The 22699-nt window shown below is 40.2% G+C and carries 18 protein-coding genes and 1 tRNA gene; 16 read left to right on the top strand and 3 right to left on the bottom strand.

Going from position 1 to position 22699, the window contains the following annotated elements; all coding sequences use genetic code 11:
• Nucleotides 1-346: 346 nt before the first annotated feature.
• Nucleotides 347-1681, top strand: a complete 1335-nt coding sequence (locus ADJ60_RS04230; protein ID WP_049543644.1) for an Nramp family divalent metal transporter — start codon at nt 347-349, stop codon at nt 1679-1681.
• A gap of 78 nt (nt 1682-1759) precedes the next feature.
• Here ADJ60_RS04230 and ADJ60_RS04225 read toward each other — a convergent pair.
• Nucleotides 1760-1847: transfer RNA gene (locus ADJ60_RS04225), tRNA-Ser, on the bottom strand.
• 161 nt (nt 1848-2008) lie between these two features.
• Between ADJ60_RS04225 and ADJ60_RS04220 the strand changes: the two genes are divergently transcribed.
• From ADJ60_RS04220 to ADJ60_RS04205, 4 genes are all read left to right on the top strand, one after another.
• Nucleotides 2009-2749 (top strand): DeoR/GlpR family DNA-binding transcription regulator, encoded by a 741-nt coding sequence (locus tag ADJ60_RS04220; RefSeq protein WP_000920654.1) that lies wholly within the window; start codon nt 2009-2011, stop codon nt 2747-2749.
• A complete protein-coding gene (pfkB, locus tag ADJ60_RS04215; RefSeq protein WP_000640798.1) occupies nt 2746-3657 on the top strand; it encodes a 1-phosphofructokinase in 912 nt (303 codons plus the stop codon). The genes ADJ60_RS04220 and pfkB overlap by 4 nt, the downstream gene beginning before the upstream one ends.
• Nucleotides 3654-5606, top strand: coding sequence for a fructose-specific PTS transporter subunit EIIC (locus ADJ60_RS04210; RefSeq protein ID WP_049543641.1), 1953 nt, complete (start codon nt 3654-3656; stop codon nt 5604-5606). The genes pfkB and ADJ60_RS04210 overlap by 4 nt, the downstream gene beginning before the upstream one ends.
• Before the next feature lie 85 nt (nt 5607-5691).
• Nucleotides 5692-7995 (top strand): DNA translocase FtsK, encoded by a 2304-nt coding sequence (locus ADJ60_RS04205; RefSeq protein ID WP_080983334.1) that lies wholly within the window; start codon nt 5692-5694, stop codon nt 7993-7995.
• A gap of 44 nt (nt 7996-8039) precedes the next feature.
• On the opposite strand, the gene ADJ60_RS04200 is transcribed toward ADJ60_RS04205, so the two are convergent.
• Nucleotides 8040-8471 (bottom strand): DUF6556 family protein, encoded by a 432-nt coding sequence (locus tag ADJ60_RS04200; protein ID WP_049543637.1) that lies wholly within the window; start codon nt 8469-8471, stop codon nt 8040-8042.
• Between the two features lie 136 nt (nt 8472-8607).
• On the opposite strand from ADJ60_RS04200, the gene ADJ60_RS04195 reads away from it, so the two are divergent.
• From ADJ60_RS04195 to ADJ60_RS04155, 9 genes are all read left to right on the top strand, one after another.
• Nucleotides 8608-9750, top strand: a complete 1143-nt coding sequence (locus ADJ60_RS04195; RefSeq protein ID WP_049543634.1) for a cysteine desulfurase family protein — start codon at nt 8608-8610, stop codon at nt 9748-9750.
• An 8-nt stretch (nt 9751-9758) separates the two neighbouring features.
• Nucleotides 9759-10973, top strand: a complete 1215-nt coding sequence (thiI, locus tag ADJ60_RS04190) for a tRNA uracil 4-sulfurtransferase ThiI (RefSeq protein WP_049543633.1) — start codon at nt 9759-9761, stop codon at nt 10971-10973.
• A gap of 136 nt (nt 10974-11109) precedes the next feature.
• Nucleotides 11110-11934 carry an alpha/beta hydrolase gene (locus ADJ60_RS04185; protein ID WP_049543632.1) on the top strand — a complete coding sequence of 275 codons (825 nt, stop codon included), beginning with the start codon at nt 11110-11112 and terminating at the stop codon, nt 11932-11934.
• A 21-nt stretch (nt 11935-11955) separates the two neighbouring features.
• Nucleotides 11956-12696, top strand: coding sequence for an esterase family protein (locus tag ADJ60_RS04180; protein ID WP_049543630.1), 741 nt, complete (start codon nt 11956-11958; stop codon nt 12694-12696).
• Between the two features lie 12 nt (nt 12697-12708).
• Nucleotides 12709-13875: an ATP-grasp domain-containing protein gene (locus ADJ60_RS04175; protein ID WP_049543628.1), complete on the top strand. Its 1167-nt coding sequence runs from the start codon at nt 12709-12711 to the stop codon at nt 13873-13875.
• Between the two features lie 158 nt (nt 13876-14033).
• Complete coding sequence (gene gla, locus ADJ60_RS04170; RefSeq protein ID WP_049543626.1) at nt 14034-14939, top strand: aquaglyceroporin Gla; 906 nt, start codon at nt 14034-14036, stop codon at nt 14937-14939.
• Nucleotides 14940-15062: 123 nt separating this feature from the next.
• Complete coding sequence (locus tag ADJ60_RS04165; protein ID WP_033685206.1) at nt 15063-15788, top strand: CppA N-terminal domain-containing protein; 726 nt, start codon at nt 15063-15065, stop codon at nt 15786-15788.
• A complete protein-coding gene (locus ADJ60_RS04160) occupies nt 15785-16720 on the top strand; it encodes a serine hydrolase domain-containing protein (protein WP_049543622.1) in 936 nt (311 codons plus the stop codon). Before ADJ60_RS04165 ends, ADJ60_RS04160 begins: the two co-directional genes overlap by 4 nt.
• Before the next feature lie 8 nt (nt 16721-16728).
• On the top strand, nt 16729-17625 hold the full coding sequence (locus ADJ60_RS04155) for a DMT family transporter (RefSeq protein WP_049543620.1): 897 nt from the start codon (nt 16729-16731) through the stop codon (nt 17623-17625).
• A 42-nt stretch (nt 17626-17667) separates the two neighbouring features.
• Here ADJ60_RS04155 and ADJ60_RS04150 read toward each other — a convergent pair whose 3' ends face one another.
• Entirely contained in the window at nt 17668-18366 is a 699-nt protein-coding gene (locus tag ADJ60_RS04150; protein ID WP_000936183.1) for a GntR family transcriptional regulator, read from the bottom strand.
• A 141-nt stretch (nt 18367-18507) separates the two neighbouring features.
• Here ADJ60_RS04150 and guaA point away from each other — a divergent pair, with 141 nt between their 5' ends.
• Together guaA and ADJ60_RS04140 are read left to right on the top strand one after the other, a co-directional pair.
• The gene (guaA, locus tag ADJ60_RS04145) at nt 18508-20070 is read left to right on the top strand and encodes a glutamine-hydrolyzing GMP synthase (RefSeq protein WP_049543618.1); all 1563 of its coding nucleotides are present in this window, start codon (nt 18508-18510) and stop codon (nt 20068-20070) included.
• A 521-nt stretch (nt 20071-20591) separates the two neighbouring features.
• Nucleotides 20592-22699, top strand: a 2108-nt coding sequence (locus ADJ60_RS04140; protein ID WP_049543616.1) for a G5 domain-containing protein, incomplete at its 3' end; no start/stop codon positions are given.

Here is a 22699-nt window from a genome sequence, read left to right as displayed (position 1 = left end):
GACCCTAAAGTCACTATGAGTTGATTTAACAATCTTTCTAAGACTCCCACCGGCTCCATTATTAATTGGTGAAACGTTGTTAAATCAACGTTTTTTATTTTATTCTTTGGTATTCTTTTGCAAAAAAAGAATACAACATTTTGTTGTATCCTAAATATTAAATCAAGTCCTGAATTTTCTTAAGTTTTTATCATATTTTCTGTTATAATTAAGGTGCCTTAAGAAAAATAATGAAAAAACTAAATGTTTTTCATATAGTTTTCATTGTTTTAATAGTTTAAAGTCAATCTTATTTTTCTCTAATAGAAAATAATGAAAAAGTAGGTTTAGAAAGAGGTAAGTATCTATGTCTTCTCATAAAAAAGTGTCACTCTCTGAGATTAATCAATCTATCGATACTCCAAATAACAATCATTTCTGGCAAAATTTAAATGCCTTTTTAGGTCCGGGTGCTCTTGTCGCAGTTGGTTATATGGATCCAGGAAACTGGATTACCAGTGTAGTCGGTGGTGCTTCCTATAAGTATAGTCTCTTGTTTGTTATCTTGATTTCATCTCTCATTGCCATGCAACTTCAGCAGATGGCAGGAAAGCTTGGTATTGTAACCCAGATGGACCTGGCTCAAGCAACGGCTCATCATTCACCTAAATGGCTTCGTTATAGCTTATGGGTGATTTTGGAGTTGGCCTTGATGGCGACAGACCTGGCAGAAGTTCTAGGTTCAGCGATTGCTCTCAATCTTCTCTTTAAGATTCCGATTATGATAGCAATTCTCTTGACCGTGTTGGATGTTTTTCTCTTATTGCTTCTGATGAAATTTGGCTTTAAGAAGATTGAAGCTATTGTGACAACACTGATTTTAACCATTCTAGCAATTTTTACCTATCTGGTAGCTTTGTCACATCCAAGCTTCCAAGGAATCGTTGAGGGTTATTTACCCAATTCGACCTTATTTGAGAGTCCCTTGCCAGGTCATGAAAGTCAATTAACTTTAGCTCTGGGGATTGTAGGTGCGACGGTTATGCCTCATAACCTCTATTTGCATTCTTCCTTGTCTCAAACTCGGAAAATCAATCACAAGGACAAGGATGATGTTCGAAAAGCGGTGCGCTTTATGACCTGGGATTCAAATCTCCAATTATCCTTGGCCTTTGTGGTTAACTCCCTTCTATTAATTCTCGGGGCGGCTCTCTTTTTCGGCCATGCATCTGAGATTTCTGCCTTCTCTCAAATGTATAATGCCTTGCAGGATTCTACTATTGCAGGAGCTATAGCTAGATCGACCTTATCAACCTTGTTTGCCTTGGCTTTATTAGCCAGTGGTCAAAATTCGACAATTACGGGTACCTTGACTGGACAAATCGTTATGGAAGGTTTCTTGCATATGAGATTACCTCAATGGTTCATTCGTTTGGCAACTCGTCTCTTTGCCTTGTTGCCTGTCATGATTGTAGCGGTTCTGTTTGGTCATCAGGAAAAAACATTGGATCAGTTATTGGTTTATTCACAAGTCTTTCTTTCGATTGCTCTTCCATTTTCAATCTTCCCACTGATTTATCTAACTTCTAAGAAATCACTGATGGGAGAATTTACCAATGCCAAATGGAATACCATCCTTGGCTATATCGTTTCCATTATCTTAACAATTCTCAATGTGAAATTGTTATTTGATATTTTCTAAGAAATTCACCCGAGTTATAAAACAAGCATATAAGAAAAAAGATACCCAAGATTTCTTGGGTATCTTTTTTAAAATAAACGGAAGACATGGGATTCGAACCCACGCACGCTTTAACACGCCTACCGCGTTTCCAACACGGCCTCTTAAGCCTCTTGAGTAATCTTCCATTGTTTACTAACTTAGTCTACCATAAAGCCTTCTTTCTTGCAAATTTATTTAAAGTTAAGGAGTTAGTGACAGAAAATGAAAGAAAATGATAAAAAATGCTTGACTTTGAAAGGAAGTGTGATAGAATGAATAGTGTAAACGATAACAGGAGGTGATTCAGTGTTAAAAACAGAGCGTAAGCAACTGATTTTAGAGGAGTTAAATCAACATCATGTAGTTTCTCTAGAAAAATTAGTTAGTTTGTTAGAAACGTCAGAATCAACGGTTCGAAGAGATTTGGATGAGTTGGAAGCGGAAAACAAGCTTCGACGCGTGCATGGTGGAGCAGAATTGCCCCATTCCTTGCAGGAAGAAGAAACCATTCAAGAAAAATCTGTCAAAAACCTTCAAGAGAAGAAGTTGTTGGCTCAGAAAGCAGCCTCTCTCATCAAGGAACAAGATGTCATCTTTATCGATGCTGGAACAACAACTGCTTTTTTGATTCATGAATTGGTTAATAAGAATGTTACAGTTGTGACCAACTCGATTCACCATGCTGCTCAGTTGGTTGAAAAGCAGATTCCAACTGTCATGGTTGGAGGAAGTGTCAAGATGGCGACAGATGCGAGCATCGGGGGCGTTGCTCTTAACCAGATTAACCAATTGCATTTTGACCGTGCCTTTATCGGGATGAATGGTGTGGACGATGGCTATTATACGACTCCTGATATGGAGGAGGGAGCTGTTAAGCGTGCTATTTTAGAAAATGCCAAACAGACCTATGTCTTGGTGGATTCGTCAAAAATTGGACAAACTTGCTTTGCCAAGGTAGCACCACTCAAACGAGCTATTGTTATCACAAGTCAAGGGCATGAGCTCTTGCAGGCTATTAAGGAGAAAACGGAGGTAATAGAAGTATGATTTATACAGTCACACTCAATCCATCCATTGACTATATCGTTCGTTTGGACCAAGTCCAAGTCGGTAGTGTCAATCGTATGGACAGTGATGATAAGTTTGCTGGTGGGAAAGGAATCAATGTCAGCCGTGTCTTGAAACGTTTGGATATACCAAATACAGCGACGGGATTTATCGGAGGCTTTACTGGTAAATTTATCACAGATACCCTTGCAGAGGAAGAAATCGAGACATGTTTTGTCCAAGTGGCAGAAGATACTCGTATCAATGTTAAAATCAAAGCAGACCAAGAAACAGAAATCAACGGAACCGGTCCAAATGTCGAACCAGCTCAGCTAGAAGAATTGAAAGCTATTTTATCTAGTCTGACAGCAGAAGATACGGTTGTCTTTGCGGGTTCGAGTGCTAAAAACCTAGGAAATGTTATCTACAAGGATTTGATTGCCTTGACACGCAAGACTGGTGCGCAAGTCGTTTGTGACTTTGAAGGACAGACCTTGATTGATAGTTTGGACTATCAGCCACTTTTGGTCAAACCAAATAATCACGAGCTTGGAGCTATCTTTGGAGTGAAACTCGAAAGTTTAGATGAAATCGAGAACTATGCTCGTCAGTTACTGGCCAAAGGAGCTCAAAACGTCATTATCTCCATGGCTGGCGACGGTGCCCTTCTTGTCACATCTGAGGGAGCTTACTTCGCAAAACCTATCAAGGGAACAGTCAAAAATTCAGTTGGTGCTGGTGATTCTATGGTTGCCGGATTCACAGGTGAATTTGTCAAATCAAAAGACGCAGTAGAAGCCTTCAAATGGGGAGTTGCTTGTGGAACGGCAACTACCTTCTCGGATGACTTGGCAACAGCAGAATTTATTAAAGAAACATATGAAAAAGTTGAGGTAGAAAAACGATGAAAATTCAAGACCTATTGAGAAAAGATGTTATGTTGCTGGATTTGCAAGCAACTGAAAAAACAGCTGTCATCGACGAGATGATTAAAAGTTTGACAGACCACGGTTATGTGACAGATTTTGAAACCTTTAAAGAAGGAATTTTGGCGCGTGAAGCTCTCACTTCTACAGGTTTGGGTGATGGTATCGCAATGCCTCACAGCAAAAATGCTGCTGTCAAAGAAGCGACAGTTCTCTTTGCCAAGTCAAACAAGGGTGTTGACTACGAGAGCTTGGATGGACAATCAACTGACCTCTTCTTTATGATTGCAGCTCCAGAAGGTGCCAATGATACTCACTTGGCAGCCTTGGCAGAATTGTCTCAATACTTGATGAAAGACGGTTTTGCTGACAAACTTCGTCAAGTAACATCAGCTGACCAAGTTATCGAACTTTTTGACAAAGCTTCCGAAAAAACTGAAGAGCCTGTTCAAGCACCTACTAATGACTCTGATGAGTTTATCGTTGCTGTTACAGCTTGTACAACAGGTATTGCTCACACTTACATGGCTCAAGAAGCCCTTCAAAAAGTGGCTGCTGAAATGGGTGTTGGAATCAAGGTTGAAACCAACGGTGCTAGCGGTGTTGGAAACCAACTAACTGCTGAGGACATCCGCAAGGCTAAAGCTGTTATCATCGCTGCAGACAAGGCTGTTGAGCTGGATCGTTTTGATGGCAAACCTTTGATCAATCGTCCAGTGGCTGACGGTATCCGTAAAACGGAAGAATTGATTAACTTGGCTCTATCAGGAGATGCTGAAGTTTACTGTGCCGCTAATGGTGTAAAAGCTGCAACAGCCTCTAACGAAAAACAAAGCCTTGGTGGTGCCTTCTACAAACACTTGATGAGTGGTGTATCGCAAATGTTGCCATTTGTTATTGGTGGTGGTATCATGATTGCCCTTGCCTTCTTGATTGACGGTGCTTTGGGTGTTCCAAATGAAAACCTTGGCAATCTTGGTTCTTACCATGAGTTAGCTTCTATGTTCATGAAAATTGGTGGTGCAGCCTTTGGCTTGATGCTCCCAGTCTTTGCAGGTTATGTTGCCTACTCTATCGCTGAAAAACCAGGTTTGGTAGCAGGTTTCGTGGCTGGTGCTATTGCTAAAGAAGGTTTTGCCTTTGGTAAAATTCCTTATGCCGCAGGTGGTGAAGCAACTTCAACTCTTGCAGGTGTCTCATCTGGTTTCCTAGGTGCCCTTGTTGGTGGATTTATCGCAGGTGCTTTAGTTCTTGCTATCAAGAAATACGTTAAAGTTCCTCGTTCACTCGAAGGTGCTAAATCAATTCTTCTCTTGCCACTTCTTGGAACAATCTTGACTGGATTTGTCATGCTAGCTGTGAATATCCCAATGGCAGCAATCAACACTGCTATGAATGATTTCCTCGGCGGTCTTGGAGGAGGTTCAGCTGTCCTTCTTGGTATCGTCCTTGGTGGAATGATGGCTGTTGACATGGGGGGACCAGTCAACAAAGCGGCTTATGTCTTTGGTACAGGTACGCTTGCAGCAACTGTTTCTTCAGGTGGTTCTGTAGCCATGGCAGCAGTTATGGCTGGAGGAATGGTGCCACCACTTGCAATCTTTGTCGCAACTCTTCTTTTCAAAGATAAATTTACTAAAGAAGAACGCAACTCTGGTTTGACAAACATCATCATGGGCTTGTCATTTATCACTGAGGGAGCAATTCCATTTGGTGCAGCAGACCCAGCTCGTGCGATTCCAAGCTTCATCCTTGGTTCAGCAGTAGCAGGCGGACTCGTTGGTCTTGCTGGTATCAAACTCATGGCACCACACGGAGGAATCTTCGTAATCGCCCTTACTTCAAATGCTCTTCTTTACCTTGCTTCAGTCTTGGTAGGAGCAATCGTGAGTGGTGTGGTTTATGGTTACCTGCGCAAACCACAAGCATAAAAAATAGAAAAATGAAAAGATTGGACCGTTTGGTGCAGTCTTTTTCTCTTTCCGAAATGCCTGTGAAATATGGTATAATAGAAGAATGGCAAACAAGAATACAAGTAAAACAAGACGGAGACCGTCTAAAGCAGAACTCGAAAGAAAAGAAGCGATTCAACGAATGTTGATTTCGTTGGGAATCGCGCTTTTATTGATTTTCGCAGCCTTCAAATTAGGGGCTGCAGGTATAACCCTTTACAATTTCATTCGCTTGCTGGTGGGTAGCCTAGCTTATCTGGCAATATTTGGCATCCTGCTCTATCTCTTCTTCTTCAAGTGGATACGAAAACAGGAAGGACTCTTATCAGGTTTTTTCACCATATTTGCTGGCTTACTCTTGATTTTTGAGGCCTACTTAGTTTGGAAATATGGTTTGGACAAGTCGGTTTTAAAAGGGACTATGGCTCAGGTTGTGACTGATCTGACTGGTTTTCGAACGACCAGTTTTGCTGGTGGAGGCTTGATTGGTGTTGGACTCTATGTGCCAACAGCCTTTCTCTTCTCAAATATCGGTACTTACTTTATTGGTTCTATCTTGATTTTAGTGGGTGCCCTCCTAGTCAGTCCTTGGTCTGTTTACGATATTGCTGAATTTTGCAGTAAAGGCTTTGCCAAATGGCGGGAAGGGCATGAGCGTCGAAAAGAGGAACGTTTTGTCAAACAAGAAGAAAAAGCTCGCCAAAAGGCTGAGGAAGAGGCTAGATTAGAAAAAGAAGAGGCTGAAAAAGCCTTACTCGATATGCCTCCTGTTGATATGGAAACAGGTGAAATTCTTACAGAAGATGTTGTGCTTGACGTTCCACCTGTTCCAGAAGAAGAGTGGGTAGAACCAGAGATCATCTTGCCTCAAGCTGAACTTGAATTCACTGAACAGGGAGATGGCTCTGATGTCGAAGATGTTCAGGTCGATTTTTCAGCAAAGGAAGCCCTTGAATACAAACTTCCAAGCTTACAACTCTTTGCCCCAGATAAACCAAAAGACCAGTCGAAAGAGAAGAAAATCGTTCGTGAAAACATCAAAATCCTAGAAGAAACTTTTGCTAGTTTTGGTATTAAGGTAACGGTTGAACGGGCTGAAATTGGGCCGTCAGTGACCAAGTATGAAGTCAAGCCAGCAGTCGGTGTACGGGTTAACCGCATTTCCAATCTAGCAGATGACCTCGCTCTAGCCTTGGCAGCCAAGGATGTCCGGATTGAGGCTCCAATACCTGGTAAATCCTTAGTCGGGATTGAGGTTCCTAACTCTGAGATTGCGACGGTATCCTTCCGCGAACTATGGGAACAATCTCAAACGAAAGCAGAAAATCTCTTAGAAATTCCTCTAGGAAAGGCAGTTAATGGCACCGCAAGAGCTTTTGACCTTTCCAAGATGCCCCACTTGCTAGTTGCAGGTTCAACGGGTTCAGGGAAGTCAGTAGCTGTTAACGGCATTATCGCTAGCATCCTCATGAAGGCGAGACCTGACCAAGTTAAATTTATGATGGTCGATCCCAAGATGGTTGAGTTGTCTGTTTACAATGATATTCCCCACCTCTTGATTCCAGTCGTGACCAATCCACGTAAGGCCAGCAAGGCTTTGCAAAAGGTCGTGGATGAAATGGAAAATCGTTATGAACTCTTTGCCAAGGTGGGAGTTCGGAATATTGCAGGTTTTAATGCCAAGGTAGAAGAGTTTAATGCTCAATCTGAGTACAAGCAGATTCCACTGCCACTCATTGTTGTGATTGTGGATGAGTTGGCTGACCTCATGATGGTGGCTAGCAAGGAAGTGGAAGATGCTATTATCCGACTGGGACAGAAGGCGCGTGCTGCTGGTATCCACATGATTCTTGCAACCCAGCGTCCATCCGTTGATGTCATCTCTGGTCTGATTAAGGCCAATGTTCCGTCACGTGTGGCATTTGCGGTTTCATCAGGGACAGACTCCCGTACTATCTTGGATGAAAATGGAGCAGAAAAACTGCTTGGTCGAGGAGACATGCTCTTTAAACCAATTGATGAAAATCATCCAGTTCGTCTCCAAGGCTCCTTTATCTCGGATGATGATGTTGAACGCATCGTAAACTTTATCAAGGCTCAGGCGGATGCAGATTACGATGAGAGTTTTGATCCAGGTGAGGTTTCTGAAAATGACGGTGAATTTTCAGATGGTGAATCTGGTGGAGATCCGCTTTTTGAAGAAGCCAAGGCTTTGGTGATCGAAACCCAGAAAGCCAGTGCATCCATGATTCAGCGTCGTTTGTCAGTTGGTTTTAACCGTGCGACCCGTCTCATGGAAGAACTGGAGATGGCAGGTGTCATCGGTCCAGCTGAGGGTACCAAACCTCGAAAAGTGTTACAACAATAAAAAAATAGCTTCTTTCCAAGTTTGGAGGGAAGCTATTTTACTGGCTATTGATTACTTTTATTTTCTGAAGTTGGAGTATTATTGGACTGCTTTTCAGTTTCAGTGGCAGGTTTATTTGGAGCAGGAGTAGAAGAGTCCTGAGTTGCTGTTTTCTGCTCTTCTTTTTTCTCTTCTTTGACGCTGGATTTTGGCGTTTCTTCTTGTTGTGTTTTTTCTTGACTAGTATTATTTTCCTTATTGGGACTAGTGTTTTCCTTAGGGGATTCCTTTTGAATTTCTTTGACAATGGTTGTCGTCTGGCTTGTCGTAGGTTCTTTTTTAGTATTTTTGTTATTATCCAAGGCGTTCATAATCGTGATACTAGCAGTAATCAAGCCAAGGATACTACCGATAGTAGCGATGGTTTTTTGAAAGACCGTGAAGCCTGTTTTGATGTGTTCAGTTTTAGGTTTTGATCTTCTACGATAATTAGACATAATATCTCTCCTTTACTATGATTCATTATACCTAAAATCTTTAAAAAAAACTTAAATGAACCTGAACTGCCTTTCTTGTCGCCTGAACTGTTTCGTGATACAATAGAAGGAGTGATTTTAGAAAGCGTGAGAAACCATGATTTACTTTGATAATTCGGCTACAACTAAGCCTTATCCTGAAGCATTAGAGACCTATATGCAGGTTGCTTCAAAAATTATAGGAAATCCTTCCAGTCTCCATCGTCTAGGAGACCAGTCGACCAGAATATTAGAAGCTTCTCGACAGCAGATTGCAGATTTAATTGGCAAGAATAGTGAAGAAATCTTCTTTACCTCTGGTGGAACTGAAGGGGATAACTGGGTTATCAAAGGTGTTGCTTTTGAAAAATCGCAATTTGGTAAACACATTATTGTATCTGACATTGAACATCCAGCAGTCAAGGAGTCGGCTCTCTGGCTTAAGACTCAAGGATTTGAGGTAGATTTTGCACCAGTAGATGAGCTAGGATTTGTGGATGTTGAAGCTCTAGCAGCTTTGATACGACCTGATACGACCCTCGTTTCCATCATGGCTGTTAACAATGAAATCGGATCAATCCAGCCTATTGAAGCTATTTCAGAACTATTAGCTGATAAGCCAACTATTTCTTTCCACGTTGATGCGGTTCAAGCCTTGGCTAAGATTCCAACAGAAAAGTATTTGACAGACCGAGTGGATTTTGCAACCTTCTCGAGTCACAAGTTTCACGGTGTTCGTGGTGTTGGCTTTGTCTACATCAAATCTGGTAAGAAGATTACGCCCCTATTAACTGGTGGTGGCCAAGAGCGTGATTATCGTTCAACTACTGAGAATCTAGCAGGTATTGCAGCAACAGCCAAGGCCTTACGTTTGTCTATGGAGAGACTAGACTTGTTTACGACTAAGACAGCCCAAATGAAGGAAGTCATTCGTCAAGCCCTTCTTGATTATCCTGATATTTTTGTCTTCTCAGGAGAGGAGGATTTTGCCCCTCATATTCTGACCTTCGGAATTAAGGGAGTTCGTGGGGAAGTCATCGTTCATGCATTTGAAGACTATGATATTTTCATTTCTACAACATCAGCTTGCTCGTCCAAGGCTGGAAAACCTGCTGGGACCCTGATTGCCATGGGCGTTGAAAAAGATAAGGCACAGTCAGCAGTACGCCTCAGTCTAGACCTAGAAAATGACATGAGTCAAGTTGAGCAATTTTTGACCAAACTAAAATTAATTTACAATCAAACTAGAAAAGTAAGATAGGAGTATTCATGCAGTATTCAGAAATTATGATTCGCTACGGAGAATTGTCAACTAAGGGTAAAAACCGTATGCGTTTCATCAATAAACTACGAAATAATATCTCAGATGTTTTATCCATCTATCCTCAAGTCAAGGTAACTGCTGATCGCGACCGTGCCCATGTTTATCTCAATGGTGCCGACTATGCAGCAGTAGCTGAATCTCTCAAACAGGTTTTCGGGATTCAAAACTTTTCGCCAGTGTATAAGGTTGAAAAATCTGTCGAGGTTCTTAAGTCTGCTGTTCAAGATATTATGAAAGACATCTACAAGGAAGGCATGACCTTTAAAATCTCTAGTAAACGTAGTGACCACAACTTTGAACTTGATAGTCGTGAACTGAACCAAACGCTTGGTGGAGCAGTTTTTGAAGCTATTCCAAACGTACAAGCCCAAATGAAAAATCCGGATATCAATCTGCAAGTGGAGATTCGTGAGGAAGCGGCCTATCTTTCTTATGAAACCATTCGTGGAGCGGGAGGTTTGCCAGTTGGAACTTCGGGCAAAGGAATGCTGATGTTATCAGGAGGGATTGACTCGCCTGTAGCAGGTTATCTTGCCCTCAAACGTGGTGTAGATATCGAGGCTGTTCACTTTGCTAGTCCACCATATACAAGTCCGGGTGCCCTCAAGAAAGCTCAGGATTTGACCCGCAAATTGACTAAGTTCGGTGGTAATATCCAGTTTATCGAAGTACCTTTCACTGAAATCCAAGAAGAAATTAAAGCCAAAGCTCCAGAAGCCTATCTCATGACTTTAACACGTCGCTTTATGATGCGAATTACCGACCGTATCCGTGAAGTGAGAAATGGTTTGGTCATTATCAATGGTGAAAGTCTTGGTCAGGTGGCTAGCCAAACCCTTGAAAGTATGCAGGCCATCAATGCGGTGACCAACACGCCAATTATTCGTCCAGTTGTAACTATGGATAAGTTGGAAATCATTGATATTGCGCAAGAAATTGACACCTTTGAAATTTCTATCCAACCCTTTGAAGATTGTTGTACTATTTTTGCGCCTGATCGTCCGAAAACAAATCCTAAAATTAAGAATGCAGAACAGTATGAAACACGTATGGACGTTGAAGGATTAGTTGAACGAGCAGTAGCAGGAATTATGATCACAGAAATCACACCTCAAGCCGAAAAAGATGCTGTGGACGAGTTGATTGAAGATCTCCTCTAATTAAAAAATCCAGAAGAATTTAGAATATTAAATAAAAAAAGTTAGTTATTTATCCTTAAAATGGACAATTACTGACTTTTTTTCTATTTTTGTGCTATAATAAGATAAAATTTTGAATATAGAGAGTTTTCTGACAATGAATCAATCCTATTTTTATCTGAAAATGCGAGAGCATAAATTAGTGGTTCCCTATACAGGTAAGGAGCGACGGGTACGTGTTCTTCTCCCCAAAAACTATGAGAAAGACACAGATAGAAGTTATCCAGTTGTCTATTTCCACGATGGACAAAATGTCTTTTATAGTAAAGAATCTTACGTTGGACATTCCTGGAAGATTATTCCTGCCATCAAGCGAAATCCTGATATCAGTCGCATGATTATCGTAGCTGTTGACAATGATGGTTTTGGACGGATGAATGAGTACGCGGCATGGAAATTCCAAGAGTCTAATATTCCTGGTCAACAATTTGGTGGTAAAGGCGTCGAATATGCAGAGTTTGTCATGGAAGTGGTCAAACCCTTTATCGATGAAAACTATCGGACAAAGTCTGACCGCAAGCACACTGCCATGATTGGATCTTCTCTGGGTGGCAATATTACCCAGTTTATTGGCTTGGAGTATCAGGATCAGATTGGATGCTTGGGAGTTTTCTCATCAGCTAACTGGCTTCACCAAGAGGCCTTTGATCGCTATATCGAGCGAAAAAAACTCTTGCCAGACCAACGAATTTTTATCTACGTTGGTACAGAAGAAGCTGATGATACAGACAAGACCCTCATGGCTGGCAATATTAAGCAGGCCTATATCGACTCTTCTCTTCGTTATTATCGTGATTTGATAGCAGGAGGAGTGCAGTTGGAAAATCTCTCTCTAAAGGTTCAAGCTGGAGCCATTCACCATGAAATTCCATGGTCAGAAAATCTTCCAGCTTGCCTACGCTTTTTTGCAGAAAATTGGTAATTAGTATAAAGGAGACAGGATATGCATATTGAACATCTTAGCCACTGGAGTGGAAACCTAAACCGTGAAATGTACGTCAACCGATACGGACATGCTGGCATCCCAGTTGTTGTCTTTGCTTCCTCAGGTGGTAGCCACAATGAATACTATGATTTTGGAATGATTGATGCTTGTGCATCCTTTATCGAGGAAGGCCGTGTTCAGTTCTTTACGCTTTCAAGTGTGGATAGTGAGAGCTGGCTAGCAACTTGGAAAAATGGTCATGACCAAGCTGAAATGCATCGTGCTTATGAACGATATGTCATTGAAGAAGCTATTCCTTTTATCAAGCACAAGACAGGATGGTTTGACGGTATGATGACGACAGGTTGCTCGATGGGAGCTTATCACGCTCTCAACTTCTTCCTGCAACATCCGGATGTCTTTACCAAGGTTATTGCCCTTAGCGGAGTCTATGACGCACGCTTCTTTGTAGGTGACTACTACAATGATGATGCTATCTATCAAAATTCACCAGTAGACTATATCTGGAACCAAAATGATGGTTGGTTTATCGATCGTTACCGTCAGGCTGAGATTGTGATTTGTACTGGCTTAGGTGCTTGGGAGCAGGATGGACTACCTTCTTACTACAAGTTAAAAGAAGCCTTTGACCAAAAACAAATTCCTGCTTGGTTTGCAGAATGGGGACATGATGTTGCCCATGATTGGGAATGGTGGCGCAAACAAATGCCTTATTTCCTTGGAAATCTCTATTTATAAAAGGAGTTATCTATGAATTACCTTGTTATTTCTCCCTACTATCCACAAAACTTTCAACAGTTTACCATAGAACTAGCCAATAAAGGCATCACAGTCTTGGGAATTGGTCAAGAACCATACGAGCAATTGGATGAACCTTTACGCAATAGCCTGACCGAGTATTTCCGCGTAGATAATCTTGAGAACATAGACGAAGTCAAACGTGCTGTAGCCTTTCTTTTCTATAAACATGGCCCAATTGACCGCATTGAGTCTCATAATGAATACTGGCTTGAGTTGGATGCAACACTCAGAGAACAATTCAATGTCTTTGGTGCCAAACCAGAGGATCTCAAAAAGACGAAATTTAAGTCTGAAATGAAGAAACTCTTCAAAAAAGCAGGTGTCCCTGTGGTACCTGGAGCTGTTATCCAGACGGAAGCAGATGTGGATCAAGCTGCGAATGAAATCGGTCTTCCTATGATTGCAAAACCTGACAATGGAGTGGGAGCAGCCGCGACCTTTAAGCTTGAAACAGAAGACGATATCAATCACTTCAAGCAAGAATGGGACCATTCGACCGTTTATTTCTTTGAAAAATTTGTCACTTCTAGCGAAATTTGTACCTTTGATGGTCTAGTGGATAAGGATGGAAAGATTGTTTTTTCAACGACCTTCGACTACGCCTATACACCGCTTGATCTCATGATTTACAAGATGGACAATTCCTACTACGTTCTCAAGGATATGGATCCTAAATTACGTAAATATGGTGAGGCAATTGTCAAAGAATTTGGTATGAAAGAACGGTTCTTCCATATTGAGTTCTTCCGTGAAGGGGGCGACTATATTGCCATTGAGTACAATAACCGTCCTGCAGGTGGTTTTACCATTGATGTTTATAACTTTGCTCATTCCTTGGATCTCTACCGAGGCTATGCGGCGATTGTAGCAGGAGAAGAGTTCCCAGTGTCAGAATTTGAACCTCAATATTGTTTAGCTACATCCCGTCGTGCAAATGCTCACTATGTCTATTCTGAGGAGGACTTGCTTGCCAAATATACTCAGCAGTTTAAGGTTAAAAAAATCATGCCAGCGGCCTTTGCGGAACTTCAAGGGGATTACCTTTATATGCTGACAACCCCGAGTCGACAAGAAATGGAGCAGATGATTGCTGATTTCGGACAACGTCAAGAATAAGAACTCTCGGATTAAGGAAATGCACCTCCTTAATCCTTTTGTTTTTTATAAGAAATAAAACCGCTTTCTCATACATTCTTTTAGAAAACCTGTTGCTAAAAGATATAAAAATTGATAGAATAAGGATTGTCTAAAAAATTTTAAGGAGAATCTATCAAATGGATTTCACATGGGCAATTAAATATGCCACTGAATTTTTGGGAACTGCTATTTTGATCATTCTTGGAAATGGTGCAGTTGCCAACGTTGAACTTAAAGGTACGAAAGGTCACCAAAGTGGCTGGATCGTTATCGCTGTTGGTTATGGTATGGGGGTTATGATCCCAGCATTAATGTTTGGTAACGTATCTGGAAACCACATCAACCCAGCCTTCACTCTTGGACTTGCGATCAGCGGTCTCTTCCCTTGGGCACAAGTTGCGCCTTATATCATCGCACAAGTTTTGGGTGCTATCTTTGGTCAAGCCTTGGTTGTGGCAACACACCGCCCATACTACTTGAAAACTGAAAATCCAAACAACATTTTGGGTACTTTCTCAACCATTTCAAGTTTGGATAATGGTACAAAAGAATCACATTTTGCAGCAACTGTTAATGGTTTTGTAAATGAGTTTGTTGGTTCATTTGTTCTTTTCTTTGCAGCTCTTGGAATGACTAAAAACTTCTTTGGTGCTGAACTAGTATCAAAAGCACAAGCGGCTATTAATGCTCAAGTTGCACAAGCAACTACTCAAGGTCAAACCATTCCTCAAGAACAAGTAACAGCAGCACTTGACCAAGCTAAAGAACAAGTAGCACCATTTATGACATCTGGTCTTGGAATTGCTCACTTGGCACTAGGTTTCCTAGTTATGGCCTTGGTAACATCACTTGGTGGACCTACAGGACCTGCCTTGAACCCAGCCCGTGACTTGGGACCACGTCTCCTTCATGCTTTCCTTCCAAAATCAGTTCTTGGTGAGCACAAAGGCGATTCAAAATGGTGGTATTCTTGGGTACCAGTAGTAGCACCGATCGCAGCAGCAATTGCGGCAGTAGCTATCTTCAAATTCCTTTACCTATAAGAAATTGAAACCGAGGAAATCCTCGGTTTTTTAGATGAAATTTTACGAAAAAAAAGTAAATCTGAGCATAATTTCTTGTAAAAAATTCTAAAATCCTTTAAAATAAAAGAGTTGGAGGAGTTTATGAATGTAAATCAGATTGTACGGATTATTCCTACTTTAAAAGTTAATAATAGAAAATTAAATGAAACATTTTATATAGGAACCCTTGGCATGAAGGCCTTATTAGAAGAGTCAGCCTTTCTGTCACTAGGTGATCAAACAGGTTTAGAAAAGCTGGTTTTAGAAGAAGCTCCAAGTATGCGCACTCGTAAGGTAGAGGGAAGAAAAAAACTAGCTAGATTGATTGTCAAGGTAGAAAATCCCTTAGAAATCGAGGCCTTATTAGCTAAAACAGATTCGATTCATCAATTATATAAAGGTAAAAATGGCTACGCTTTTGAGATTTTTTCACCCGAAGATGATTTGATTTTGATTCATGCGGAAGATGACAGAGCAAGTCTAGTAGAAGTAGGAGAAAAGCCAGAATTTCAAACAGATCTGGAGTCAATTTCTTTAAGTAAATTTGAAATTTCTATGGAATTACACCTCCCAACGGATGTAGATAGTTTCTTGGAACTATCTGAAATTGGGGCGTCACTTGATTTTATCCCAGCACAGGGGCAGGATTTGACTGTGGACAATACGGTTACTTGGGACTTATCTATGCTCAAGTTCTTGGTCAATGAATTAGACATAGCAAGTCTTCGTAAGAAGTTTGAGTCTACTGAATATTTTATTCCTAAGTCTGAAAAATTCTTCCTTGGAAAAGATAGAAATAATGTTGAATTGTGGTTTGAAAAAGTATGAAGTGGACCAAGATTATTAAAAAAATAGAAGAACAAATCGAGGCAGGGATTTATCCCGGAGCCTCTTTTGCGTATTTTAAGGACCATCAATGGACGGAGTTCTATTTAGGCCAGAGTGACCCAGAGCATGGCTTACAGACTGAGGTAGGACTAGTTTATGACCTAGCTAGTGTCAGCAAGGTTGTTGGGGTTGGTACCGTTTTTACTTTTTTGTGGGAAAAAGGCAAATTAGATATTGACAGACCGGTAACAGATTTTTTAGCTGAGAGTGATTATCCAGACATCACTATTCGCCAGCTCTTAACTCACGCTACAGACCTTGATCCGTTTATTCCCAATCGTGATCTTTTAACAGATTCAGAATTAAAGGAAGCGATGTTTCATCTCAATAGACGAAATCAGCCAGCCTTTCTTTATTCGGATGTCCATTTTTTGCTGTTGGGTTTTATTTTGGAAAGAATCTTTAATCAAGACTTGGATGTGATTTTACAAGAACAAGTTTGGAATCCTTGGAGAATGACGGAAACCCAATTTGGACCTGTTGAGCTTGCTGTTCCAACGGTTAGAGGTGTAGAGGTAGGCATGGTACATGATCCCAAGGCTCGCCTCCTAGGCAGACATGCTGGTAGTGCTGGTTTATTTTCGACTGTAAAGGATTTACAAATCTTTTTAGAACACTATTTAGCAGATGATTTCGCAAGAGATTTGAGTCAAAATTTTTCTCCTTTGGATGACAAGGAACGTTCTTTGGCATGGAATTTGGAAGAAGATTGGCTAGACCATACGGGCTATACAGGTACCTTTATCATGTGGAATCGTCAGAAGCAAGAAGCGGCTATTTTTCTATCGAATCGTACCTATGAAAAGGATGAGAGGGCTCAATGGATTGTAGATCGTAATCAAGTGATGGACTTGATTCGTAAAGAAGAGTAAGGAGAGACATGTCAAACAGTTTAAAGGGGACTTTATTAACAGTTGTGGCTGGGATTGCTTGGGGCTTGTCAGGAACGAGTGGCCAATACCTGATGGCGCACGGAATTTCGGCCCTGGTTTTGACCAACTTGCGTCTTTTAATCGCTGGTGGAATTCTCATGCTCTTGGCTTATGCTACTGCAAAAGATAGAATGCTGGCCTTTTTAAATGATAGAAAGAGTTTGCTGTCTCTTCTCATTTTTGCTCTAATTGGTCTCTTCCTCAATCAATTTGCCTATCTAACTGCTATTCAGGAGACCAATGCAGGAACCGCGACGGTGCTTCAGTATGTTTGTCCTGTTGGGATTTTAATTTATAGCTGTATCAAGGATAAGGTGGCGCCGACACTGGGAGAGATTGTTTCTATCATATTAGCCATCGGAGGAACCTTCCTGATCGCAACACATGGGCAGTTGGACCAGTTATCTATGACACCTGCAGGTCTGTTCTGGGGCCTCTTTTCTGCTCTGACTTACGCCCTGTATATCATTTTGCCCATAGCCTTGATTAAGAAGTGGGGTAGCAGTTTGGTCATTGGTGTGGGAATGGTCATAGCTGGTTTGGTCGCCCTTCCTTTTACAGGGGTTCTACAGGCCAATATACCGACTAGTCTTGATTTTCTCCTTGCTTTTGCGGGCATTATCCTTATCGGGACTGTCTTTGCCTATACAGCGTTCTTAAAAGGAGCCAGTCTGATTGGACCAGTTAAGTCAAGTTTGTTGGCTTCAATTGAGCCAATCTCGGCGGTTTTCTTTGCCTTCCTAATTATGAATGAACAATTTTATCCTATTGATTTTCTTGGCATGGCAATGATATTGTTTGCTGTAACTCTGATTTCTTTGAAAGATTTACTCTTAGAGAAATAAAAAAGACTCTTTGTCCGTGACAGAGAGTTTTTGCATAGTAATCTAATTATTTTCAAGATAAAATTCAAAGCGTTCGCCTACATACTGACTTTTTACGTATTCAAAAGCAGTACCATCTTCTAGGTAGGAAACCTGAGTCAAACCAAGAATAGCATGTCCTTTTTCAACTTCCAAATAGTGGGCAATCTTTTCTTTAGCAAGGCGAGCATAAATAGTCTGTTGAGATTTACCAATACGGTAGCCATGTTTTTGCAAGGTTTGGAAGAAATGACTGGTTATTTCTTCTTTTTTAAAATCCTTAATGAATTTTTCAGGAATAGAAGCAACTTCATAAACCAGAGGAACTTGGTCGGCATAGCGAACCCGTTCCATTCGGATAATATTTTCGGTAGGAGAAATTCCTAGCTTGGCAACTTCCTGCTCATTGGGAATGGTTTTTCTGTAGGAAATGAGTTGGCTAGAGGGAACTTTACCTTGGGACTTAACAATTTCAGTAAAACTGGTTGTGCCTCTCATCTTTTCTTGTACACGTGTACTGGATACAAAGGTGCCGCTTCCTACACGGCGCTCTAAAACTCCTTCTTCGACCAAGAGGGAAATAGCTTGGCGGAGGGTCATGCGACTGACCGCAAACTGCTCTGCTAAATCTCTTTCACTTGGAAGTCTCTCACCGATGGCCCAACGATGTTCGTCAATATCCTTTTTAATCTGGTCATGGATTTTCATATAAGCGGGTAGCATATTTTTCACTTCATTTCTATCTTTTCTCTATTGTACCCCAATAAACTAGAAAAAGTCAAACTTCGCCTTGTTTAGTTGGTAATTCGCCCTTATTTGTGATAGAATATTGAAAAAAGATATTTCTTTTGAGAAAGGAAAAAGATGAGCAACATTTCAACTGATTTGCAAGATGTAGAAAAAATCATCGTATTGGACTATGGTAGCCAATACAACCAGCTGATTTCACGCCGTATCCGTGAGATTGGTGTTTTTTCAGAACTAAAAAGCCATAAAATTTCAGCTGCTGAAGTTCGTGAAATCAATCCTGTAGGAATTATTCTATCAGGTGGTCCTAACTCTGTATATGAAGATGGTTCATTTGATATTGACCCAGAAATCTTCGAACTTGGAATTCCTATTTTGGGAATTTGTTACGGTATGCAGTTATTGACCCATAAACTTGGAGGAAAAGTTGTTCCTGCAGGTGATGCTGGAAATCGTGAATACGGTCAATCAACTCTTACTCACACTCCATCAGCTCTTTTTGAATCAACACCAGACGAGCAGACTGTTTTGATGAGCCATGGTGATGCGGTCACTGAGATTCCTGCTGACTTTGTTCGTACTGGAACATCAGCTGACTGCCCTTATGCAGCCATTGAAAACCCAGATAAACACATTTACGGTATCCAATTCCACCCAGAAGTTCGTCATTCTGTATACGGAAATGATATCCTTCGTAACTTTGCCCTTAACATCTGTAAGGCTAAAGGCGACTGGTCAATGGATAACTTCATTGATATGCAGATCCAAAAAATTCGTGAAACCGTCGGTGATAAACGTGTCCTTCTTGGTCTATCAGGTGGTGTTGACTCTTCAGTTGTTGGAGTTCTTCTCCAAAAGGCTATTGGCGATCAATTGATTTGTATCTTCGTAGACCACGGTCTTCTTCGTAAAGGAGAAGCGGACCAAGTTATGGACATGCTTGGTGGTAAGTTTGGTTTGAATATCGTCAAAGCAGACGCTGCTAAACGTTTCCTTGATAAACTTGCTGGCGTTTCTGACCCTGAACAAAAACGTAAAATCATCGGTAACGAGTTTGTGTATGTATTCGATGACGAAGCAAGCAAGCTCAAAGATGTGAAATTCCTTGCTCAAGGTACGCTTTACACAGACGTGATCGAGTCTGGTACAGATACAGCTCAAACTATTAAGTCACACCACAACGTGGGTGGTCTTCCAGAAGACATGCAATTTGAATTGATCGAACCACTCAACACTCTCTATAAAGATGAAGTTCGTGCCCTTGGTACAGAGCTTGGTATGCCAGACCATATCGTATGGCGCCAACCATTCCCAGGACCAGGACTTGCTATCCGTGTCATGGGTGAAATCACTGAAGAGAAACTTGAAACCGTTCGTGAATCAGATGCTATCCTTCGTGAAGAAATCTCTAAAGCTGGTCTTGACCGCGATATCTGGCAATACTTCACTGTCAACACAGGCGTTCGTTCAGTCGGTGTTATGGGTGATGGTCGTACTTATGATTACACAATCGCCATTCGTGCAATCACTTCTATCGATGGTATGACAGCTGACTTTGCAAAGATTCCTTGGGATGTCCTTCAAAAGATTTCTGTACGTATCGTAAACGAAGTGGATCATGTTAACCGCATCGTCTATGATATTACAAGTAAACCACCTGCAACAGTTGAGTGGGAGTAAAGCTATAAATACTTTACTCTTATAGTAAATGAAAAATAAGGATTTCGAGAGAACAAAATCGTTCTCTCTTTTTTTAGCTGAATATTTTAAGTAAAAGGTTAAGCTATTCTTTCATAAAACAAGACAGAATGGTTGCCTCCAAAGTCTCATCATAAGAGAACAGTTATATTCTCTGGATCTACTTTTGAGATGGTAAAAATAGATATACTGATATCCATTCCTTTTATCATATCCTTGATTTCTTAAGTTTTAAAGACAGTTTAATCAGGATTCCTTTTATATATCGATTAAGAAATAAATAATCTGTCTTGAATCCTACCATAGATGTATAAAGAGTCATCTTGTTTTTTTGTTTCGTATCAGTATCAATCCGTTCTGATATTGTTTTTTGAATTTTAGAAAATTCTAGTACAGTAGTTAGGAAGTTTTTATAAATTTATTGTATTTAATTCTTGACTTGATACCTTTACTTTTTTAGTTAATTATGTAATAATATTAACAATACAAATAAATGAAAGTTGGTGTTTCTATTGCATAAAGCAGTAAAACAAGAAAAAGGTCATGGCTATCTCCGTAAAACTAAGTTAGGTTTGTTAAGTGGCATTATCCTAACGACTGCTTTAGGGAGTTTATTTTTAAATGGGATTGTAAGCGCTGATGAACAGCCAAATTCAAGTACACCTCCTAATGCAGCACAGACTCCACCTAGCGAAACTGTGGTTCAAAGTGAGTATGAAACGAGTACAACACATACGGTAAAAGAAACCGAGTTAAAAGCTAAAGTTGAAGAAGTAAAAGCTTTAGGGGTTAAGGTTACAGAAACACCCACTGAAAATGTAGGTGTTGCAAATAGTTCTTCTGAGGTTACACATTTACGCGCAACTGCTGAAGAAAAAGTAGATGCTCAAATTCGTGATTTAGAGTCTGCAAAAGCTGAACAAGAACAAGTGAAAGCGGATAGAGTTAAGATTGATGAGTTTAAAAATACTTTTATTAATGCTAATTATATCAAAGTAAAAGCTAGATTAGTTTCTCAGGTAAATAGTCGAGATATTAATGAAGATGTCTCGAAAGAAGCTTCAGTTAGTCCAATTACATCAAGTAATGGGGAACTTCATTACTTGAAAGCGAATGAATTGGATTTAACTGATTCTCAAGGTTTGTATAATGCAGTATCGAAACCAACTACTGAGGAAGTTACAGAAACATTTATTAAGGTACCTGATCGAATTGGAATTACAGATAAATATGCAACAAATCGTGTGAATATCGGGTATCCTGCTCGTATTGTGGAACTAACTCCAAACACTGTGTATAGTTACACCATCACACCTCGTTCAGATAGTGTTTTATCTAGTATTTACGGTATCGGTAGTATTGAGACAACTGCTAAATTTGAGTATACGCTACCTGAAGAAACCAAACTTTACGCTACATTTAGCAGTAAACCTGTTGAGACTCATGTAATTATTAAAAACTTAACTCGACGTGCTGAAAATCATACTGATTTCATTGGTTACACTCGAACTTATACTTATAAGGATAAGCAAGGAAATATTATTCCAATTAAAGATTTATATGCGAAATTCTTAGATGTCCAAGGTTTTAAGGGGAAAGGGGTTATAACGTCTTCTGATATTCCAAAATCTAAATTATCCGAGTTTGAATTACGTTCAGTTGGTGCTGATTACACTTATAGACAAGAAACATCTTTACTTGGAGAAAATACAATTTCTCAAAAAGAGTACATTGCTAGTAAAGTAGTTCCTAATAAACGTAATCAGTTTACACCTCGCATTGTTTATGCATCAAATCTCCAAAGAGTTGAATTGACAGATACAGAAAAAGCAATCAACGGTGTGTCTCGCACTTTCCATACTGTTACTTATACAGAAGTTCAAAACAAAGGTTTAGTGACTCAGAAGTTTGTAAACGAACAAGGTGTTGAAATTGCACCTAGTGTTAAATCTGAACTTAAAGAAGTAGGTTCTGAGGTATCTTTAACTCATCCGACCGATTTAGACTTTGAGAACAAGCGTTATACCTTTAAAGAACAAGACAAACAAGATATTACAGAGATTGTGAAAGGTGAAACTGTCATTACCTATGTGTATAAACAGAAGTATGAGAACAACTTACCACCTGTAGAAACAGAAACAAAAATTCCAATTACGACAACTTATGTAGAAGACAAAACAATCGACTATGGTAAGGAAATTGTTGAATCGAACGGTAGCGAAGGTAAAATTGTAACTACAACACCTAAAATTGTGAATGAACTTGATGGTACTGTAACTGACGGTAAGCCGACTGAAAAAGAAACTCCTATGGTACCAAAAGTGGTTAAAGTAGGTACGAAACCAACAGTTGTAGAAACAACTACTCCATATACAACACGTTATGTAGAAGATAATACAAAAGATAAAGACTATCGAGAAGTAACAAGAACTGGTAAAGCTGGTAAAACAACTACTACAACAACTTATACCTTAAATCCTAATACAGGTGCAGTAACATCGAACGAACCAACCACGATTACTGAAGAAGCAGTAGAAGAAGTTATTATAGTAGGTACGAAACCAACAGTTGTAGAAACAACTACTCCATATACAACACGTTATGTAGAAGA

Origin of the sequence: Streptococcus pseudopneumoniae (assembly GCF_001076775.1) — a bacterium.
GTDB classification, from domain to species: Bacteria; Bacillota; Bacilli; order Lactobacillales; family Streptococcaceae; genus Streptococcus; species Streptococcus pseudopneumoniae_G.
This window is presented reverse-complemented; position numbering and strand designations above follow the sequence as displayed.

Bases quoted from the DNA above. Each gene is read 5' to 3' on its own strand.
- ADJ60_RS04230 (WP_049543644.1), top strand. From the start codon at position 347: ATGTCTTCTCATAAAAAAGTGTCACTCTCTGAGATTAATCAATCTATC.
- pfkB (WP_000640798.1), top strand. From the start codon at position 2,746: ATGATTTATACAGTCACACTCAATCCATCCATTGACTATATCGTTCGT.
- ADJ60_RS04210 (WP_049543641.1), top strand. From the start codon at position 3,654: ATGAAAATTCAAGACCTATTGAGAAAAGATGTTATGTTGCTGGATTTG.
- ADJ60_RS04205 (WP_080983334.1), top strand. From the start codon at position 5,692: ATGGCAAACAAGAATACAAGTAAAACAAGACGGAGACCGTCTAAAGCA.
- ADJ60_RS04200 (WP_049543637.1), bottom strand. From the start codon at position 8,471: ATGTCTAATTATCGTAGAAGATCAAAACCTAAAACTGAACACATCAAA.
- ADJ60_RS04195 (WP_049543634.1), top strand. From the start codon at position 8,608: ATGATTTACTTTGATAATTCGGCTACAACTAAGCCTTATCCTGAAGCA.
- thiI (WP_049543633.1), top strand. From the start codon at position 9,759: ATGCAGTATTCAGAAATTATGATTCGCTACGGAGAATTGTCAACTAAG.
- ADJ60_RS04185 (WP_049543632.1), top strand. From the start codon at position 11,110: ATGAATCAATCCTATTTTTATCTGAAAATGCGAGAGCATAAATTAGTG.
- ADJ60_RS04180 (WP_049543630.1), top strand. From the start codon at position 11,956: ATGCATATTGAACATCTTAGCCACTGGAGTGGAAACCTAAACCGTGAA.
- ADJ60_RS04175 (WP_049543628.1), top strand. From the start codon at position 12,709: ATGAATTACCTTGTTATTTCTCCCTACTATCCACAAAACTTTCAACAG.
- gla (WP_049543626.1), top strand. From the start codon at position 14,034: ATGGATTTCACATGGGCAATTAAATATGCCACTGAATTTTTGGGAACT.
- ADJ60_RS04165 (WP_033685206.1), top strand. From the start codon at position 15,063: ATGAATGTAAATCAGATTGTACGGATTATTCCTACTTTAAAAGTTAAT.
- ADJ60_RS04160 (WP_049543622.1), top strand. From the start codon at position 15,785: ATGAAGTGGACCAAGATTATTAAAAAAATAGAAGAACAAATCGAGGCA.
- ADJ60_RS04155 (WP_049543620.1), top strand. From the start codon at position 16,729: ATGTCAAACAGTTTAAAGGGGACTTTATTAACAGTTGTGGCTGGGATT.
- ADJ60_RS04150 (WP_000936183.1), bottom strand. From the start codon at position 18,366: ATGCTACCCGCTTATATGAAAATCCATGACCAGATTAAAAAGGATATT.
- guaA (WP_049543618.1), top strand. From the start codon at position 18,508: ATGAGCAACATTTCAACTGATTTGCAAGATGTAGAAAAAATCATCGTA.